At 37.9% G+C, this 15,697-nt stretch carries 20 protein-coding genes and 1 tRNA gene; 14 read left to right on the top strand and 7 right to left on the bottom strand.

The window, feature by feature from the left end; all coding sequences use genetic code 11:
• Positions 1–4: 4 nt before the first annotated feature.
• The 14 genes from AC6H22_RS07050 (at position 5) to AC6H22_RS06985 (ending at position 9,491) form a co-directional block, all read left to right on the top strand.
• Positions 5–361, top strand: a complete 357-nt coding sequence (locus AC6H22_RS07050; RefSeq protein WP_497515571.1) for an HNH endonuclease signature motif containing protein — start codon at positions 5–7, stop codon at positions 359–361.
• A gap of 320 nt (positions 362–681) precedes the next feature.
• The gene (locus tag AC6H22_RS07045) at positions 682–1,056 is read left to right on the top strand and encodes a phage terminase small subunit P27 family (protein ID WP_005626376.1); all 375 of its coding nucleotides are present in this window, start codon (positions 682–684) and stop codon (positions 1,054–1,056) included.
• A gap of 7 nt (positions 1,057–1,063) precedes the next feature.
• Entirely contained in the window at positions 1,064–2,731 is a 1,668-nt protein-coding gene (locus AC6H22_RS07040; RefSeq protein ID WP_497515570.1) for a terminase large subunit, read from the top strand.
• 15 nt (positions 2,732–2,746) lie between these two features.
• On the top strand, positions 2,747–3,214 hold the full coding sequence (locus AC6H22_RS07035) for an HK97-gp10 family putative phage morphogenesis protein (protein WP_049381870.1): 468 nt from the start codon (positions 2,747–2,749) through the stop codon (positions 3,212–3,214).
• Positions 3,215–3,482: 268 nt separating this feature from the next.
• Positions 3,483–3,866, top strand: coding sequence for a hypothetical protein (locus tag AC6H22_RS07030; protein WP_497515569.1), 384 nt, complete (start codon positions 3,483–3,485; stop codon positions 3,864–3,866).
• A 99-nt stretch (positions 3,867–3,965) separates the two neighbouring features.
• The gene (locus AC6H22_RS07025; RefSeq protein ID WP_497515568.1) at positions 3,966–4,964 is read left to right on the top strand and encodes a hypothetical protein; all 999 of its coding nucleotides are present in this window, start codon (positions 3,966–3,968) and stop codon (positions 4,962–4,964) included.
• Positions 4,965–5,151: 187 nt separating this feature from the next.
• Positions 5,152–5,355 (top strand): helix-turn-helix transcriptional regulator, encoded by a 204-nt coding sequence (locus AC6H22_RS07020; protein ID WP_497515567.1) that lies wholly within the window; start codon positions 5,152–5,154, stop codon positions 5,353–5,355.
• Positions 5,356–5,449: 94 nt separating this feature from the next.
• Entirely contained in the window at positions 5,450–6,037 is a 588-nt protein-coding gene (locus tag AC6H22_RS07015) for a host cell division inhibitor Icd-like protein (protein ID WP_497515566.1), read from the top strand.
• Positions 6,030–6,359, top strand: a complete 330-nt coding sequence (locus tag AC6H22_RS07010; RefSeq protein ID WP_497515565.1) for a hypothetical protein — start codon at positions 6,030–6,032, stop codon at positions 6,357–6,359. Before AC6H22_RS07015 ends, AC6H22_RS07010 begins: the two co-directional genes overlap by 8 nt.
• Positions 6,356–6,556, top strand: coding sequence for a hypothetical protein (locus AC6H22_RS07005; RefSeq protein ID WP_497515564.1), 201 nt, complete (start codon positions 6,356–6,358; stop codon positions 6,554–6,556). The genes AC6H22_RS07010 and AC6H22_RS07005 overlap by 4 nt, the downstream gene beginning before the upstream one ends.
• Positions 6,546–6,752: a hypothetical protein gene (locus tag AC6H22_RS07000; protein ID WP_005629564.1), complete on the top strand. Its 207-nt coding sequence runs from the start codon at positions 6,546–6,548 to the stop codon at positions 6,750–6,752. The genes AC6H22_RS07005 and AC6H22_RS07000 overlap by 11 nt, the downstream gene beginning before the upstream one ends.
• On the top strand, positions 6,739–7,287 hold the full coding sequence (locus AC6H22_RS06995; protein ID WP_497515563.1) for a hypothetical protein: 549 nt from the start codon (positions 6,739–6,741) through the stop codon (positions 7,285–7,287). Before AC6H22_RS07000 ends, AC6H22_RS06995 begins: the two co-directional genes overlap by 14 nt.
• 1 nt (position 7,288) lies before the next feature.
• On the top strand, positions 7,289–7,732 hold the full coding sequence (locus AC6H22_RS06990) for a hypothetical protein (RefSeq protein WP_497515562.1): 444 nt from the start codon (positions 7,289–7,291) through the stop codon (positions 7,730–7,732).
• Positions 7,716–9,491 carry a DNA primase family protein gene (locus AC6H22_RS06985; RefSeq protein ID WP_497515561.1) on the top strand — a complete coding sequence of 592 codons (1,776 nt, stop codon included), beginning with the start codon at positions 7,716–7,718 and terminating at the stop codon, positions 9,489–9,491. Before AC6H22_RS06990 ends, AC6H22_RS06985 begins: the two co-directional genes overlap by 17 nt.
• Positions 9,492–9,682: 191 nt before the next feature.
• Here the strand turns inward: AC6H22_RS06985 and AC6H22_RS06980 are convergent, their stop codons facing one another.
• From AC6H22_RS06980 to AC6H22_RS06950, 7 genes are all read right to left on the bottom strand, one after another.
• Positions 9,683–10,909 (bottom strand): tyrosine-type recombinase/integrase, encoded by a 1,227-nt coding sequence (locus tag AC6H22_RS06980; RefSeq protein ID WP_046953221.1) that lies wholly within the window; start codon positions 10,907–10,909, stop codon positions 9,683–9,685.
• Between the two features lie 187 nt (positions 10,910–11,096).
• Positions 11,097–11,182, bottom strand: a tRNA-Leu gene (locus tag AC6H22_RS06975).
• 25 nt (positions 11,183–11,207) lie between these two features.
• Complete coding sequence (secG, locus tag AC6H22_RS06970; RefSeq protein WP_046939867.1) at positions 11,208–11,546, bottom strand: preprotein translocase subunit SecG; 339 nt, start codon at positions 11,544–11,546, stop codon at positions 11,208–11,210.
• A 108-nt stretch (positions 11,547–11,654) separates the two neighbouring features.
• Positions 11,655–13,610: a DNA topoisomerase III gene (locus AC6H22_RS06965; protein WP_046953220.1), complete on the bottom strand. Its 1,956-nt coding sequence runs from the start codon at positions 13,608–13,610 to the stop codon at positions 11,655–11,657.
• 15 nt (positions 13,611–13,625) lie between these two features.
• Entirely contained in the window at positions 13,626–14,228 is a 603-nt protein-coding gene (recR, locus tag AC6H22_RS06960; protein WP_005626527.1) for a recombination mediator RecR, read from the bottom strand.
• A 62-nt stretch (positions 14,229–14,290) separates the two neighbouring features.
• Positions 14,291–14,620: a YbaB/EbfC family nucleoid-associated protein gene (locus AC6H22_RS06955; RefSeq protein ID WP_005629464.1), complete on the bottom strand. Its 330-nt coding sequence runs from the start codon at positions 14,618–14,620 to the stop codon at positions 14,291–14,293.
• Between the two features lie 167 nt (positions 14,621–14,787).
• Positions 14,788–15,633: a 23S rRNA (adenine(2030)-N(6))-methyltransferase RlmJ gene (locus AC6H22_RS06950; RefSeq protein ID WP_118817493.1), complete on the bottom strand. Its 846-nt coding sequence runs from the start codon at positions 15,631–15,633 to the stop codon at positions 14,788–14,790.
• Positions 15,634–15,697 lie beyond the last annotated feature (64 nt).

The raw sequence follows: 15,697 nt of genomic DNA, 5'->3' as shown, positions 1-15,697 counted from the left end.
AGCTATGCCATATCAACCATTAAAACGTTGTAGTTATCCAGGATGCAGAAACAAAGTGAAGTCGGGCAGATGTGAAGAGCATAAGCCAAAAGACAACCGACCAAGCAGTTGCTCACGCGGTTACGACCATAAGTGGAGCAAATACCGAGCGCAATACTTAAAGCATCACCCTCTTTGTGTGATGTGCTTAGAGAAAGGCATCTACACGCCCGCTACAGTGATAGACCATATCAAGCCAGTTGAGAACGGACAAGCCGACCCGCTATTTTGGGTTGAATCTAACCATCAATCTTTATGCCGTGATTGCCATAGCTATAAAACACGAGTGATAGACCAACGCGGATTTGGTGCGAAGAAGTAAACCGTTTTGATATCGAAACAATTGAAGTATGAACATATGTACACAGTTGAGGCGTTTCGATATCGCAACACCTGAATTATGGTGATATATCCACAGTTGAGTTATGGTCATATGGTAACAACTGAGCTAACCAATCCAAATTTGGATTGGTATAAATTTTGAACAAAATCCAACTTTGGACTTTGCTTTAAATTAAATGATTACAAAAAGACAATTTGAACAGGTGGGGGGAGTTTTTGAAAGAAAGTGGCAAGCCTAAAGAACCGCCCGCCCCCTTTAATTTTTATGCACAGCAATTTTTTTGAAAATAAGGAAACACAATGACAGCCAAAAAGAAGAATTTACACACCCCGCCAAGTTTTTTAGATCCGATTGCTAAATCAGTATGGAAAGAGCGCATCCCTCAACTTCTTGAACGTGGCGATATTCAAGATGCCGATTTAATTCACCTTGAGTTATATTGCGTGAACTATTCTCTTTTCCGTGCAGCCGTTGAAGATATTCACAAAAATGGCTTTTCAATCGTCAATAGCCAAGGCACACAGTCAAGAAATCCCGCATTATCCGCGAAAGCTGATGCAGAAAAAGTGATGGTGAAAATGTCCTCACTGTTAGGCTTTGATCCAGTTAGCCGTAGAAAAAATCCTGTTGAAGTTGATTCAACCGATATGATTGATGAAATCCTCACAATGTAGGCTAAATATGGCAATCTGGCACGAATACGCAGAGAAAATTCAATCAGGTGAAATAGTGGCTTGTAAGAAGATAAAACAAGCCGTAGCGCGTTATTTTAACGATTTAAACAACCCCGATTATTTCTTTGATCAAAGTGCGGTAGAAAAATTTATCGCTTTCTCGAAACTATGCCCACACGTTAAAGGACACTTGCGCGGCGAGTCTATTATTCTTTCAGATTGGCAAGTTTTTCTCTTTGCTAACATTCTCGGCTTTAAACGAAAAGATACAGGATTAAGAAAATATCGCTCTGCTTACGTTCAAGTGGCAAGAAAAAATGCAAAATCAACGGTAGCAGCCGTTTTAGCCAATTGGTTTTTAGTGATGGAAGGCGGCCAACAAGATATATACACGGCAGCCGTGAGCCGAGACCAAGCCCGAATCGTTTTTGATGATGCACGTCAAATGTGCTTACTTTCGCCTTTACTGAAAAAACGGCTCAATATTCAACAGCACAAACTTATCAACCCGAAGAACAACAGTATCATGCGACCATTGGCCGCTAAATCTTCAACCATTGAAGGCACAAACCCTAGTTTAGCGATTGTTGATGAATATCACCTACACACAGATAACAGCGTATATAGCGCGTTAGAGCTAGGACAAGGCGCACGCCCAGAAGGTTTACTCTTTGCCATAACAACGGCTGGCAGTAACGTGATTTCGGCTTGCAAACAGCATTATGATTATTGCGCTCAAATCCTTGAAGGGAATGAGCAGAACGATAGCTTGTTCGTATTGATTTTTGAACTAGACGAAGAAAACGAAATCGACAAGCAAGAGAACTGGATAAAAGCCAATCCCAATATTGGTAAATCCATTCCTTACCTTGATTTTGAGAACACTATCAAGAAAGCGAGGGGAATTCCTTCCGAATGGGTGGAAATGCTCACTAAGCGATTCAATGTATGGTGCCAAGGCACAACCCCGTGGCTAGGCGAAGGAAACTGGGCGCAATGCGAACGGCAGTACACGGAAAGCGATTTACTTCACCAAGATTGCTATTTAGGGCTGGATTTATCTAGCACCAATGACTTAACCAGCCTTTGCTATACCTTTCCACAAGGGAAGAAAGTGCGGTTGGTTACTCGACATTATATCCCCGAATTTCAACTTAATAACGTGGCAAATAAAAACCGTGCAATGTATCGAAACTGGGTGCGTAGTGGCTGGCTGATTGCAACAGAAGGCGACTGTATCGACTATGACAAAATCAGAGATGATATTTTGAAAGATGCGCAACGTTTTAATATTAAGATGATTGGCTTTGACGTATGGAATGCCACTCACCTACGCACACAATTACAAACGGCAGGTCTTGAGGTTGAACCATTCCCGCAAACCTATCAACGATTTAGCCCAGTGGCGAAAAGTGCAGAAGTGCTAATCAATAGACAGATGATAGAACATCATGGCGATCCAGTGCTTACCTGGGCGCTATCCAATGTGGTGATGGAAACCGATGCCAACGCCAACATTAAACCGAACAAGAAGAAAGCCGCAAACAAAATCGACCCAGCCGTAGCCTTTCTGATGTCTTTCGGCACTTATCAACTTGAATATGGTGATTTGATTTTCGAGCTTTCAGATGAACACAAACACGCATTAGAACAATTTAATGGTATTGATTTATAACTACAGAGGGAAACTATGGCAGTTCAAATAAAAGGCTTAAAAGAACTTGAGCAAAACTTAAAAAAACTAAATAAGGATATAAATAAAGTCGCTGCAAAAGCAATTAGAAAAGGACTAAATAGCGCGGCCAAATCGATTGAAAAAACAATCAAGCCGAATGTTCCAACATTGAAGAGTAGCACTAATTTCCGACAAAAAGGAACAATTAAAAACAACGTTCGACATAAAACAAGGGTAGCCAAAGATGGCCTAAGCGGCATCACTGCAATTCGAGTTATGCGAACAAACGGCCGTAGAATGGCGAAAATTGGGGAAAATACAAAAGATAAATCAGATCCGTTTTACTGGTGGATGGTTGAATATGGCACAGTAAAAATGAAAGGTCGCCATTATATGGAAAAAGGTTTTAAATCTGGTGAGGCACAGGCTCTAAGAATCGCAAAAGAAGTTGCAGAAGAAGAATTAAAAAAAGCGTTCAAATAATAGAAAAGCCCGACATTTCACAATGTTGGGCTATTTTGTCTAAAAACTTACATGCAGGACGATGATTAGGCATTCCACTCCTTAAAGTTTGCGGCAAACTTCCGAAAAAGTAAGCCGCTCACGTTTAGAAGACTTTGAAAATATTTCTAAATTCAAAGCGAGACTATTATAAAATTTTTCTGATGAACAAAAAATAGCCGTAGCTTAACGCATCTAAACTTTGATAAAATAGAACAAGAAATAAACAGAGAAACAAGGGGGGAAAAGTATGATTAAATCCGTTTTATCCGCATTTGGTTCATTTGTATTTTCTGCTTTAGATTTTTTGTTATTTTTGGCTATATTGCTTTTTGTTGGCTTGTTGGTTTTCATCTTTTGGCCAATATTAAAATGGCCTTTACTGGCTTTTCTAATAGGCGCTATCGCCTTCTTTTGTTATCTAATATACAAGATAAAAGAGAAACCAAAACCGCTAGAACAAGACGAAATATTATCCAGCTGGGCGGAACAGGAATTGCAACGCCCTATCATCCAACGGATTTTACAAAAACAAGAGGAAAATAAACCGTTCATTAGCGGAACAATAACGCATATTGGAAATGACGGAAAAGAAACTCGATTAGGCAATATCACTATCAATTTAAAGGAATAATTAATCAAATAAAGCGCATCTAGGCTGATCCCCGAAAGCAAAGCACCTTACTTTGTTGATGCGCTCCTACCACTAAGGGCAAATGCGAAAGGGGCGTTTATGCTAAATTTACCACCAAGAAAAGAATATACACTAAATCAAGCCTTAGAGTATCTAAGAAAATTTCATAATGAGGATAGAATAGATAAGGAAGATTTGCTTTATCACGCTAAGGAAGGAAATTTAAAAACTGTAGTTTTTATAAATGGTGGACGGGATTTTTACAATTCTGTCAGGGGAGACTATTTCACTATTTCAAGGATAAATAAAAAAGAATTAACTGAATTATGGTTATTAGATAACGATGTAAAAATTATAGAAAATAACAATTTAAATGTAGAAAAAGAGATTCATCTTAGCACCGTTTATGCTCTGGTAAATGAATATTTAGTTACTTGGTTTGCTATACCTAAAACTAAAAGAATGACAAAATATCCACTACAAAATATTTTAATAGGTAAAAATGTAGATGATGATTTAAGAAAACTAAATCCTATTAATGAGTTTGAGTTTGGTGGGTATTTTAGAGTTGATCCAAGTGATTATGGAGAAGATTTACAAGAGATCTTGGATTCTAACGTTATTTATAAGAAGGGATATAATGAATTTGAAATAACCGAGCATAGTAATGTTTATTTTAGTTTTATGTTGTCTCCGGAAAATACGTATTGTGAACTACCTATAAGTATTGATGACATTTTAATTTTACATGATGACTTAATGGATTTCGTTGGATTAGATAGTAGATTAACTAATGATCCTAAAAAAGAAATTGAAAAATTAAAAAAAGAGATTGAAGAAAAGCAAAAGATAATAGACTCTCTTAGCTTAATAAACCCAAAAGGTAGAATAAGTTCTCCTCAAAAGCAACTATTCGCTTTATTGGTGAAAAGATGTTATTCAGACATAAAAAGTAGAAATAAATTGTTTGATGTAATTAATGCAGATCTAAAATCCTTAGAAATTAGAAATGACGATATTTCTGCTGATACTTTTTACAAGTTAATTGATGAATCAAACGATATTATAAAAGCAATTTTCCCGCCTAAAAAGTCATAATTTTCTATAAAAGCCTCTTAATCTTTCGATTTAAGAAGCTTTTTCTTTCGATTTAAGCCATTTTTTCTTATTAAGAATCTAATCAATTGAATTAAAACACAAATTTTCAAAAAATACCTATCGTTCGAACAACCCAATGGAATAGGACGCTATTCCACAGTGTTAAACAAACGATAGGTATTTTTTTATGAATCTAAATTTAAATCCAAACCAAAAACTAATCTCTGGTGAAATCGCTTGCAATATTGTTGGCTTTGGTCGCACCAAGCTCAACTTGCTTGTAAAAGCCAAGAAATTCCCTCAACCAATCCGCTTTTCACAAAACTTTGTTCGTTGGGATTTAGAAGAAGTGAATCAATGGATTGAAGAACAGAAGGCTGCACGTGCTTAATCATTGGTTAATAGAAAAGAAAAACGCCATAGCAAGGAAAAAAGAACTATGGCGTAACAATTTAGAAACGATTCTAATTTAAGGAGGTAACCATATGGGTGGTTACAAAACTATTTTATCAGAAATCTTTATAAAAAACACTTTACAAAGTGCGGTGAAATTTGGCATTATTTTCTCGCAATCAGAAAAAGTGATTGCCAGCCGTGGAAAGCTGAACTATTTACTACTGGCGAACGATAGCACGCCATTAAACCGTGCTTTTTTTGTTCGTGACATTCGCACACCAAAAGAATATGCGGATTTTGTTTTCAATCTAAATCCGATCATTCTCTCAATGGTAGAGCGTAATGAGCCGTCTTTGACGGGCTGTTTTCCAGTAGAAACAGTTTTCCACCTTGTTACGTTCTACCGCCCGACCGTGGAAAGTCTAGCGGTAGTTCCTGAAAATTTACTACTGGAACTTACGCAAATGTATCAATTCATTTTTGCGCTTATTCGCGCACCTCAAATCAAAATCAGACTTCTTGCCGATAATGAACAACAAGCACGCTCACGTTTTACCGATGGCGACACCTTGTTATTCGTTGGCAGAATCAACCAAAACCCACTCAAAAACAACCGCACTTTAGCGGTACTTCCTACCCTTTCTGTATCTACTGAAATGGAGGTGGCACATGCTTAGTTATGGCACTATTCAAATGGCATTAAATGACGTAGTTGCTCGTGATGATATTGATGAAATGGAGCTTATAAAGTTACGTACAGAAAGCGAAACGCTTTGCGAAACTATTGAGTTAGGACTAATGGAATTAGGCGATATGGTAAGCCGTTTAGGGTATTTTGCTGATTCTAAGCAGGATTTTGATAATCAAGCGATGAGCAATGACAATGTAAAACATATCGGAGCATTAATTCAAGCCAACGCATATTTTCTAAACACATTGCGCAATGTATCAACAGAAGCCACCTATCACCTTAACGGTGGAAATAAGGGGGCGAAATGATGAGTAACACTAAATTCCCTTACACCCTTGTTTTCACCTATGACAATGGCGACCAATTCATAGCGGGCGAATATGGCACGCTTAGAGAGGCGTTACAGGCAAAAATCAGATGTAAGCACGAAATAGGCCAAGCCGATATTTTAGGTCGAGTGTTAGAAGTTATCTCGGTTTTGAAAGGGGAAGACAATGAAAGCTAAAAAAATCAAAGCATTCAAAGCACCATATACACCGACACCCGAGCAGTTAGAGAAATCTTATAAACGGATTAAACAATTCTTAGCCTTTGCAGAAGATTATCTACACTCTGGACACTACAAAGGATTGGCGGCATCAATCGAACAAATCAAGAAAGCAGCAACAATTAGAAAGGTGGCACAACATGAAACCAAGTAACCCAATGCAACAACTTCAACAATGGAAAGCGAACAACGGCAAAAGTAACAAGCTCAAAAATGAGCTCGTTAAAAGTGCGGTTAAAAGTGCCAACCAGCCCAATTCTGGACTGGTTAAAAATCTGCAAGGCGAGACCAAAAACAAATATCAAGGGAAACTCTACGCGAATCCATTAGCCTTTAACTTCGCCCAGCTTACGCGCCAATTCAAGCTGATTTTAGATAGCAACCGTAAATGTTTAGAAGTCTATCCTGATGACTTCCATCACAAAATCAAGTTTAGAGATGAACTTACTGATTTAGTGGTGAGATTAAAAACAGGCGGAAAGTTATTTAATGAAATGGTTAAGTCGCAAGGTGCAAAACTTAGCTCAAATAACCAAGAAACAATCAGAAACTTTAATCAAGCTAATGACTACTTAATCCATAAGTTCGGTGAAGTGATAAAACAGATTGAGCAGTTACAAGCTGAACATGTTAATTCTGTGGTTTTACTCAAAAATGAGAAAAACTTAATCGTTAGCGAGGGTAAATAAGATGGATATGAATCAAAAACTAGACTATTCGAAATTAAGTGCTCTCGAATTAAAATCGATCGCAATGAGTTATCGAAATATGCTTGAAAATAAAGGTGAAACCTTTCATTCGTCTTTACCTTATTTAAGTGGAGCAATAGAAGTATTAGCTGAGGAATTGGCTGATTGTCCAGCAATGAATATTGATGAATTAAAGATTCTTCATGATGAACTCTTAATGGTCAATAAGCATTTATTACAAATGGCACCGAAACCACCTTCATCTAATCCAGAAGAAAAAGTAGCAACTTTAACTAATGATGAGATTATTGATGGATTGCTGAAAAATAGCATAGCGCTCTCTTTAGTTAAAACCTTTAAATACTTTCAAGAGGTGATTGCTGACCGTATCAATGCTATTGAAAACGGAGTGATTAAAGGGGTGAATAATGGCACGATTAATTAATGCACCGCACCTTGCGGATCAAATTCATGAACCTTACTCTGATATTTTTATTCTTGCTGGGCGTAAAGCCTGGCGAGCATGGGATAACGGAAAGGGTGAAGAATGGCTCTTGTTATGTTCTTTAATTTACGGATTAGATAGAAATATAAAACCAGTTATTCTTGGAGAAGACCAGTTAGAGAGTATTTCATCTATCCGCATAGTCAAAGAAGATCAACAATTAGTAAACCTTGTTCAATATGGTGAGCTGTCAAAAGCTGAAATAACGGCTATTTGTAAAAACTTAGCTAAAAACTCTGATGCGATAGAAGTCAAACTTCTTGATGCTGCAGCGCAGACTAAAGAAGATTTAAGTGGTTATATTCAACTCTTACGTAATGATCAAGAGACTGCAGACTTCGCAGAGAAAATAGTACCGCCAGAGAAAGTGAAAGATAGCGATTGGGCAGATAAAAAAGCACGCGCACTTTCTAAATATCTAGGCTTTGATTTTGGATATATACCGCTCACAAAAGAAACGCTAACTTATAATGGCATAAGTTGGGATCGATACGATGAGGGCAACTTAATCAGTGGTGCAGTTCGTTTTTTTGAAGAAAACAATCTTAGATATAACGCCAATTCAATTGAATTGACAGTAAAGACGTTGAAGATTCAATCTACGATACTAGGCTCACCAAAACAAGGTTTATTAGCCTTTAAGAATGGGGTTCTAGATAGAAAAACGTTGGAATTTTCAGAACATTCTAAAGAAAACTGGCTTTTATCGCATATTCCTCATGATTATATTAATGAGAGACAACCAACACCCAATTTTGATAAGTGGCTTGACTGGGTAAGTGATGGTAACCAATCAAAACAAAATGCAATTTTGGCCGCGTTCTATATGATTCTCACCAATCGTTATAACTGGCAAATGTATCTAGAAGTTACAGGGCATGGCGGAAGTGGGAAATCAGTCTTTGCTAAATTAGCTAAAATGTTAGTTGGTGAACAAAATATTAGTGCTGCATCTTTAGAAGATTTTGAAGACCCTAAAGAAATGGATGGATTCGAGGATAAACTACTATTAATTTGTTCTGAACAACAAGCATATGGCGGAAAAGGTTCTGGATTAAAACGCGTAACAGGTGGCGATGATGTTCGAATAGATAAAAAATATATATCTAGATTCACCACCGTCATTCCCGCGGTTATCTTGGTAGTGAATAATGAGCCAACAAAATTTACTGATAGAACTGGTGCGATAGAGAGACGGAGAGTTATTTTTTCTTTTGATAAAATCATCCCAGAAAAAGATAGAGATCCTGATTTGATGGACAAAATAGCAAGTGAAATCAGTGCTATCATTTACAAGATAATCCACTCCTTTAAGCATCCATTAGATGCAAAGCAACTTCTAGAGCAGCAACAAAAAAGTGATGAGGCGTTAAAGATTAAAATCAATTCCGACCATATCACTTTATTTTGTAGTTATTTCTACACTACAGAAGAAGAGAATGGGCTTGGGATCGGTAACGCAAAGATGCGCAACCGTTTTAGAACTCACCTTTATCCTGCTTATTTAGAATTTGTCGATGCGATAAACCATGAATACCCGATAAGTTATAACAACTTTACGAGTGCAATCAAACAAGGGTTGATTCAAAATAGAAACCCGATTGCTTTCAAGAGTAAAAAGTCTACAGGTGGAGTATTTAAAACAAATGTTCACTTCAAAAACTTTGATGAGTTTTTTAATGAATATTTACAAAAATAATAAAATTGAGGGCGAAAGCCCTCTTTTTGGTTAATTAAAGAGGGGAAGCAGTGGAGAGGTGGATACGTGGAGACACACTGATTTTCAAGTATCCACTCACCCAACTATATGATTTAAAACAATAAAATGTGAAAAAATGGATAGTGGAGGCAAAAAATCAAAAAATAAACTTTTTTTTAAAAAAATACTAATTATAAATTCAAGTTCATTCCGCAAGATTCACAATAATCACCGATAAGCTGCATTATGGGTTTTCTTTCTTCTAAATAATTATATCGGTTGTAAGTATTTTCTAAGTCGTCCCCACCTTCTAATAAATGAGAGAGAATAGTTTCAGATACATTGCGTTCAACTTTATGAGAGGCTAAGAATGTTTTAATAAACGCACGGATGCCGTGAGCAGTTAATTTATCTTTATAGCCGATACGTTTTAGAGCAACATTTACGGTTGCTTTATTCATGGGTTGATTTTTTGATGAGCGGCCAGCAAAAACAAAAGAGCTATTTTCTGAAAACAGTTTCATCACTTCTAAAAGCTGAATTGCTTGTGAAGATAAAGGCACGGTATGCGGTCGTTTTTTATCTGCTTGTCCTTTCATTTTTTCTTTGGGGATATTCCATAACTTGTTATCAAAATCAATTTCTGACCATTCCGCATTTACCGCCTCTTTTGGTCGTAATGCCGTTAAGAATGACCAACAAATTAATAAATAGGTTTTTTTCCCTATACGAGCATTTTCTAAGTCTTGGAATAATTTTGAGAGTTCATCAAGTTTAATAGTGGGATGTGGCGTAGATGATTTTATATAGAAGTTTTTCACGGCCAATCTGCAGTTATGGCTTTCGATGATACCTTTTGTTATCGCATGATCCATAATTGCTCCGACAAGCTGGTGGATTTTTTTGAGTGTGTTACTTCTATCTGCTATTTTTTCATAAATGCTAACTAACTCTTTTACTTTTATTTCTGATACATGCTTATCGCCAATATAAGGGAAGATATGATTTTTCAATCGTTCCCAATTCTTTTCTCGTGTTTCTGGATTTTTAGCTTTTTCTTTGTAGATACCATTAAAGTAACTTTCTGCAACAGAATGGAACGTATCTTTTAAACGGTTTTCATATTCTTGTTGGATGCGTATTTTTTCTTCTTGTGGATCGATACCTTTAGCAAGTAACGCACGATATTCTTCACGTTTAGCACGGGCATCTGCTAACGATAATTCTGGATAACCGCCTAAGGCCATTTTTGTTCTTTTCCCGGTGAGTGGTCTAGCGTAGTTAAATCGCCAGCTTTTAGAACCACTAGGTAAGATTAGCAGCAATAAGCCCTCACCATCAGATAGGGTATATTCTTTCTCTTTTGGTTTAGCATTTTTGATTTCAGTCGGAGATAAAGGTTTTACTATTCTGGCCATCTTGTAATTTCACTGATAAGGTTTTAGTAACCATTATAAGTTTTGGTTACTATTTTGGTTACTAAAATTTGCGATTAAAGACAATTAGAAACGATTAGATATGAGGGGTGAAAGTGCTATAAACCCTTGTGAAACCTGGATAAAACAAAACCCCGCGATTAGTTTCGCGGGGCTTTGTTTAGTCAAATGGTGCTCTGGGCGAGACTTGAACTCGCACGACCTGTGGTCACTACCCCCTCAAGATAGCGTGTCTACCAATTCCACCACCAGAGCGTTAATTTTTTATGCTAATCCTATTTTATTGTGGGATGTCGCTATTTTTATTGTCTTTCGCTGGAGCTGCTTGTTGTTGAACTTGCTCGGCAGCTTGTGATAAATCGTCAAAAGCACCTTTTTGAATATTGCCTTTATGTGAATTCATGTTACCTAAAACAAGAGCAATAACAAAAAATGCGGTTGCTAAAATCGCGCTAGTACGTGTTAAAAAGTTACCTGCACCAGCAGAGCCAAACATTGTACCTGATGCGCCACCACCAAAAGATGCGCCAGCGTTCGCTCCTTTACCTTGTTGAACGAGAATAAACCCGATCAAGGCAATCGCGACAACAACATAAATAAATAAAAGAACTTGATACATTTTTTCTCTCTAATTTGCAATTTTGCAAGAAAACTGGTCGTGAATGTTATAGAAAATTCAATTTTCTCGCAAGTGCTTTGCATAAAAAAAATATTAATTGGTTTAACTTTAATCAGTTTGACCGTTTGATTTACTCGATTTTTTTACCGCACTTTTAGGTTTCGCTCTATCGGATTTAATCATTTTAATGCGGCTTAATTGTCTTAATGCATTAAGATCTACAAAACGGACTAAATCAGGCAACATTTGATTCAAGTTATGCATAAATTGCTGATAGGTTGCTTGTTTTTGACTAATGTCTGTGAGTTGCGATTCCCAATGAGCCGTCATGTCTGGTTGGGTGGCAATATCTGGTAATGCCTGAATTAAAATTCTTCCTGTTTCCGTGCTATGAATATTTCGCCCTTTTTTCGTTAAAAAACCGCGTTTAAAAAGTAATTCAATGATGCCAGCGCGAGTAGCCTCTGTGCCCAATCCATCGGTTTCTCGCAGGATTTTTTTTAGATCTTTATCCTGTACAAACCGTGCAATCCCCGTCATTGCTGAAAGTAAGGTTGCATCGGTGAAAGGCTTTGGTGGCTGAGTTTTTTTACTCATCACTTCTCCTCGTTCACAATGCAAAATTTGTCCTTTCTTTACTATTGGTAATAAGGGTTCTTGATTTTCTGTTTCGTCTTCTTTGCCTAACAATTCTTTCCACCCAGCCGTTTGTAAATTTCGCGCTTGAGCTATAAAAGTACCTCCGGAGATATTTAATGTGATTTTGCTTTTACGATATTCTGCGTCAGGACAAAATTGCATTAAATATTGGCGAGCGATAAGGTTGTAAATATTACGTTCTTCTTGTGTTAGATTTACTGGGCGATTTTTGGCAGTCGGAATGATTGCATGGTGAGCCTCTACTTTTTTATCATTCCAACAGCGATTTTTTTGTTCTGTTGAAATAACATTTGGTAAGCGTTGATAAGCTTCACAATGGGTTGAAATTGCATTTAGTACATTGTGTCGTTCGGCAAAATGTTCTTCGGGCAAATAGCGACAATCAGAACGCGGATAAGTAATTAAACGATGAGTTTCATATAGGCGTTGGCACGTATCTAATACGGCTTGAGCGGACATGCCGAATCGCTTTGCTGCATCAATTTGTAACGCAGAAAGGGAATAAGGCAAGGGCGCCGTTTCTTTTTCACGAACGTCTTTGTATTCGGTTACTTCTGCAGGTTGATTTGTAATACGTTTTACAACGTTTTCTGCTAATCCTTTAGAGAGCACCCTGCCGTCATCATCTTGGTAATCTTCACAAGCTTTGCTAGGTTGCCATAAGGCACTAAAAAGTGCGGTTGATTTCTCCTGAGTTTTTTCTTCTTTATTCTCTGGATTAATCCAAGCTAGTACTTCAAAAAAGTCTTTGGGTTGGAAGTGTTCAATTTCCAAATCTCGACGTACAATTAAGCCTAACACTGGGGTTTGCACTCGCCCAACCGAAAGCACGCCATCATAGCCAGTTTGTCTGCCACGAATGGTATAGGCTCTGGTCATATTAATGCCATAAAGCCAATCGGCGCGAGCTCGTGCGAGTGCTGAGGTAGCAAGAGGAATAAAGTTACGGTTGGATTGTAATTTTTTAACCGCTTTTTCTACCGCACTTGGATTTAGGTCGCTAATCAAGCAGCGTAAAATTTTATCGCGTTTTTCGGCAGATAAATTGGCATAACTGAACACTTCATCTACAAGTAATTGTCCTTCTCTATCAGGGTCTCCTGCATTAATGAGTGTATCAGCTTGATGGATTAGTTTTTCTACCACGGAAAGTTGTTTTTTTACTTCTTTTCGCGGTAAAAGTTGCCATTTTTCTGGAATGATTGGGAGATGTTCTAAACGCCATTGTTTGAATTTAGGATCATAGGCATCGGGTTCTGCTTGCTCGAGCAAATGCCCTACACACCAAGTTACCACATCATTATCGCCACATTTAATAAAACCATCCCCACGTTGATGGGGCTTTGGGAGCACGTCAGCAATAGCGCGGGCTAAGCTTGGTTTTTCGGCGATAAATAAACGCATAATGGTATGAGAAGATTAGTCGATTTGACGACGACCAAGAAAAGAGTGAGTAAGCGTTGTGCCGTCCACAGTTTCCAGTTCACCACCGACAGGAATACCATGAGCGATACGACTCACTTTGATATTATGTTGGCGGCACATCTCAGCGATGTAGTTTGCTGTTGCGTCGCCTTCCACTGTTGGGTTTGTAGCAAGAATCACTTCGTGGAAAGATTCTTCTACTAAACGTTTTTGCAGTAAATCTAAGCCAATTTCACGAGGTCCAATGCCATCAAGTGGTGATAAGTGTCCCATTAAAACAAAATAACGTCCTGAAAATTGCCCCGTTTGCTCAATCGCTTGAATATCTGCTGGCATTTCAACGACACAAAGCAAACCTGAGTTTTGACGGCGTGGATTATTGCAAATGTTGCAAGTGTCTTCTTCCGTAAAGTCTCGACATTGTGAACAATGGCCAATTTTAGACATGGCTTCTGTGAGTGCTCGCGCTAAATTCATTCCACCGCTACGATTACGCTGTAAAAGATGATAAGCCATACGTTGCGCAGATTTAGGCCCTACGCCAGGAAGACAACGTAAGTTTTCAATAAGATGTTCTAAAAGTGGGCTGCTTTGCATAGTGATTTAATGAGAGGAAACTGAGAGATGACGCGAGAATCTTATATTCACGCGCCTAATAATTAAAACGGAAACTTCATTCCCGGAGGTAATGGCATTCCAGCGGTAACCGATGCCATTTTTTCTTTTTGTAATTCTTCTGCACGACGTACCGCATCGTTAAAAGCGGCCGCGATTAAATCTTCTAACATTTCTTTATCGTCTTCCATTAAAGACGGATCAATGTCAATGCGACGGCAGTTATGTGCACCATTAATTGTGATTTTCACTAAACCTGCACCAGATTCACCCGTTACTTCTAGTTGCGCGATTTCTTCCTGCATTTTTTGCATTTTTTCTTGCATTTGTTGGGCTTGTTTCATTAAGCCGCCTAAACCGCCTTTTCCAAACATAATGTTATCCTTTATTAAGTCAAAATTGCGTGCATTCTAGCGAAAAAATGGGCTTTTGGGAACAGTGGGGTTAATGATTTGGGGTATTTAAAATCTCAGAAAATTTCACCGCACTTTTGAAGTAAAGTGCGGTGAAATTTAGTAGGGTTTAGAATGGGAAGAGATGGTTATTCTGGTGTAATCCATTCGACAATCCAGCTTCCTGTACCTTCTGGAACTAATGTTTTTGTGAGATAAGGCAAAATTTCTTTCATTTGGGTTTCTAATGTCCAAGGTGGATTAATTACCACCATACCGCTTGCCGTCATACCTCGTTGATCGCTATCAGGGCGAACAGCGAGCTCAATTTTTAGAATTTTTCTAATCCCCGTTGCTTCTAATCCCTTAAAAATACGTTTAGTTTGTTGACGTAATACAACAGGATACCAAATCGCGTAGGTACCAGTGGCAAAACGCTTATAGCCTTCTTCAACGGCTTTGACAACAAGATCATAATCTTCTTTTAATTCATAGGGCGGATCGATTAGCACCAAGCCACGGCGTTCTTTTGGAGGTAGCGTTGCTTTGACTTGTTGAAAGCCATTGTCACATTTTACGGTGACATTTTTGTAGTCGCTAAAATTATTTCGAAGGATTGGATAATCGCTAGGATGAAGTTCAGTCAATAGTGCGCGATCTTGTGGGCGCAACAATTCAGCAGTAATTAACGGTGAGCCAGCGTAATAACGTAGTTCTTTGCCACCATAATTGAGTTTTTTGATTATTTCTACATAACGTGCAACATCTTCGGGTAAGTCTGTTTGATCCCACAGACGTCCAATACCTTCTTTATATTCCCCTGTTTTTTCTGATTCGTTTGAGGATAAACGATAACGACCTACACCAGAGTGTGTATCCAAATAAAAAAAGCCTTTTTCTTTAAGTTTAAGGTTTTCCAAAATAAGCATTAAGACGATATGTTTTAAGACATCAGCATGATTGCCCGCATGGAATGAGTGACGATAACTCAGCATAATATATCCTTTGTTTAATAGCGAAGGCGAGCCAATTGACTCGCCTGATTATGCACTTAAAGTG

This window comes from Haemophilus sp. THUN1690 (assembly GCF_059704375.1).
This window is presented reverse-complemented; position numbering and strand designations above follow the sequence as displayed.

What these genes read in the sequence shown, in the direction of transcription:
- AC6H22_RS07050 (WP_497515571.1), top strand. Translation starts at nt 5, where the DNA reads ATGCCATATCAACCATTAAAACGTTGTAGTTATCCAGGATGCAGAAAC.
- AC6H22_RS07045 (WP_005626376.1), top strand. Translation starts at nt 682, where the DNA reads ATGACAGCCAAAAAGAAGAATTTACACACCCCGCCAAGTTTTTTAGAT.
- AC6H22_RS07040 (WP_497515570.1), top strand. Translation starts at nt 1,064, where the DNA reads ATGGCAATCTGGCACGAATACGCAGAGAAAATTCAATCAGGTGAAATA.
- AC6H22_RS07035 (WP_049381870.1), top strand. Translation starts at nt 2,747, where the DNA reads ATGGCAGTTCAAATAAAAGGCTTAAAAGAACTTGAGCAAAACTTAAAA.
- AC6H22_RS07030 (WP_497515569.1), top strand. Translation starts at nt 3,483, where the DNA reads ATGATTAAATCCGTTTTATCCGCATTTGGTTCATTTGTATTTTCTGCT.
- AC6H22_RS07025 (WP_497515568.1), top strand. Translation starts at nt 3,966, where the DNA reads ATGCTAAATTTACCACCAAGAAAAGAATATACACTAAATCAAGCCTTA.
- AC6H22_RS07020 (WP_497515567.1), top strand. Translation starts at nt 5,152, where the DNA reads ATGAATCTAAATTTAAATCCAAACCAAAAACTAATCTCTGGTGAAATC.
- AC6H22_RS07015 (WP_497515566.1), top strand. Translation starts at nt 5,450, where the DNA reads ATGGGTGGTTACAAAACTATTTTATCAGAAATCTTTATAAAAAACACT.
- AC6H22_RS07010 (WP_497515565.1), top strand. Translation starts at nt 6,030, where the DNA reads ATGCTTAGTTATGGCACTATTCAAATGGCATTAAATGACGTAGTTGCT.
- AC6H22_RS07005 (WP_497515564.1), top strand. Translation starts at nt 6,356, where the DNA reads ATGATGAGTAACACTAAATTCCCTTACACCCTTGTTTTCACCTATGAC.
- AC6H22_RS07000 (WP_005629564.1), top strand. Translation starts at nt 6,546, where the DNA reads ATGAAAGCTAAAAAAATCAAAGCATTCAAAGCACCATATACACCGACA.
- AC6H22_RS06995 (WP_497515563.1), top strand. Translation starts at nt 6,739, where the DNA reads ATGAAACCAAGTAACCCAATGCAACAACTTCAACAATGGAAAGCGAAC.
- AC6H22_RS06990 (WP_497515562.1), top strand. Translation starts at nt 7,289, where the DNA reads ATGGATATGAATCAAAAACTAGACTATTCGAAATTAAGTGCTCTCGAA.
- AC6H22_RS06985 (WP_497515561.1), top strand. Translation starts at nt 7,716, where the DNA reads ATGGCACGATTAATTAATGCACCGCACCTTGCGGATCAAATTCATGAA.
- AC6H22_RS06980 (WP_046953221.1), bottom strand. Translation starts at nt 10,909, where the DNA reads ATGGCCAGAATAGTAAAACCTTTATCTCCGACTGAAATCAAAAATGCT.
- secG (WP_046939867.1), bottom strand. Translation starts at nt 11,546, where the DNA reads ATGTATCAAGTTCTTTTATTTATTTATGTTGTTGTCGCGATTGCCTTG.
- AC6H22_RS06965 (WP_046953220.1), bottom strand. Translation starts at nt 13,610, where the DNA reads ATGCGTTTATTTATCGCCGAAAAACCAAGCTTAGCCCGCGCTATTGCT.
- recR (WP_005626527.1), bottom strand. Translation starts at nt 14,228, where the DNA reads ATGCAAAGCAGCCCACTTTTAGAACATCTTATTGAAAACTTACGTTGT.
- AC6H22_RS06955 (WP_005629464.1), bottom strand. Translation starts at nt 14,620, where the DNA reads ATGTTTGGAAAAGGCGGTTTAGGCGGCTTAATGAAACAAGCCCAACAA.
- AC6H22_RS06950 (WP_118817493.1), bottom strand. Translation starts at nt 15,633, where the DNA reads ATGCTGAGTTATCGTCACTCATTCCATGCGGGCAATCATGCTGATGTC.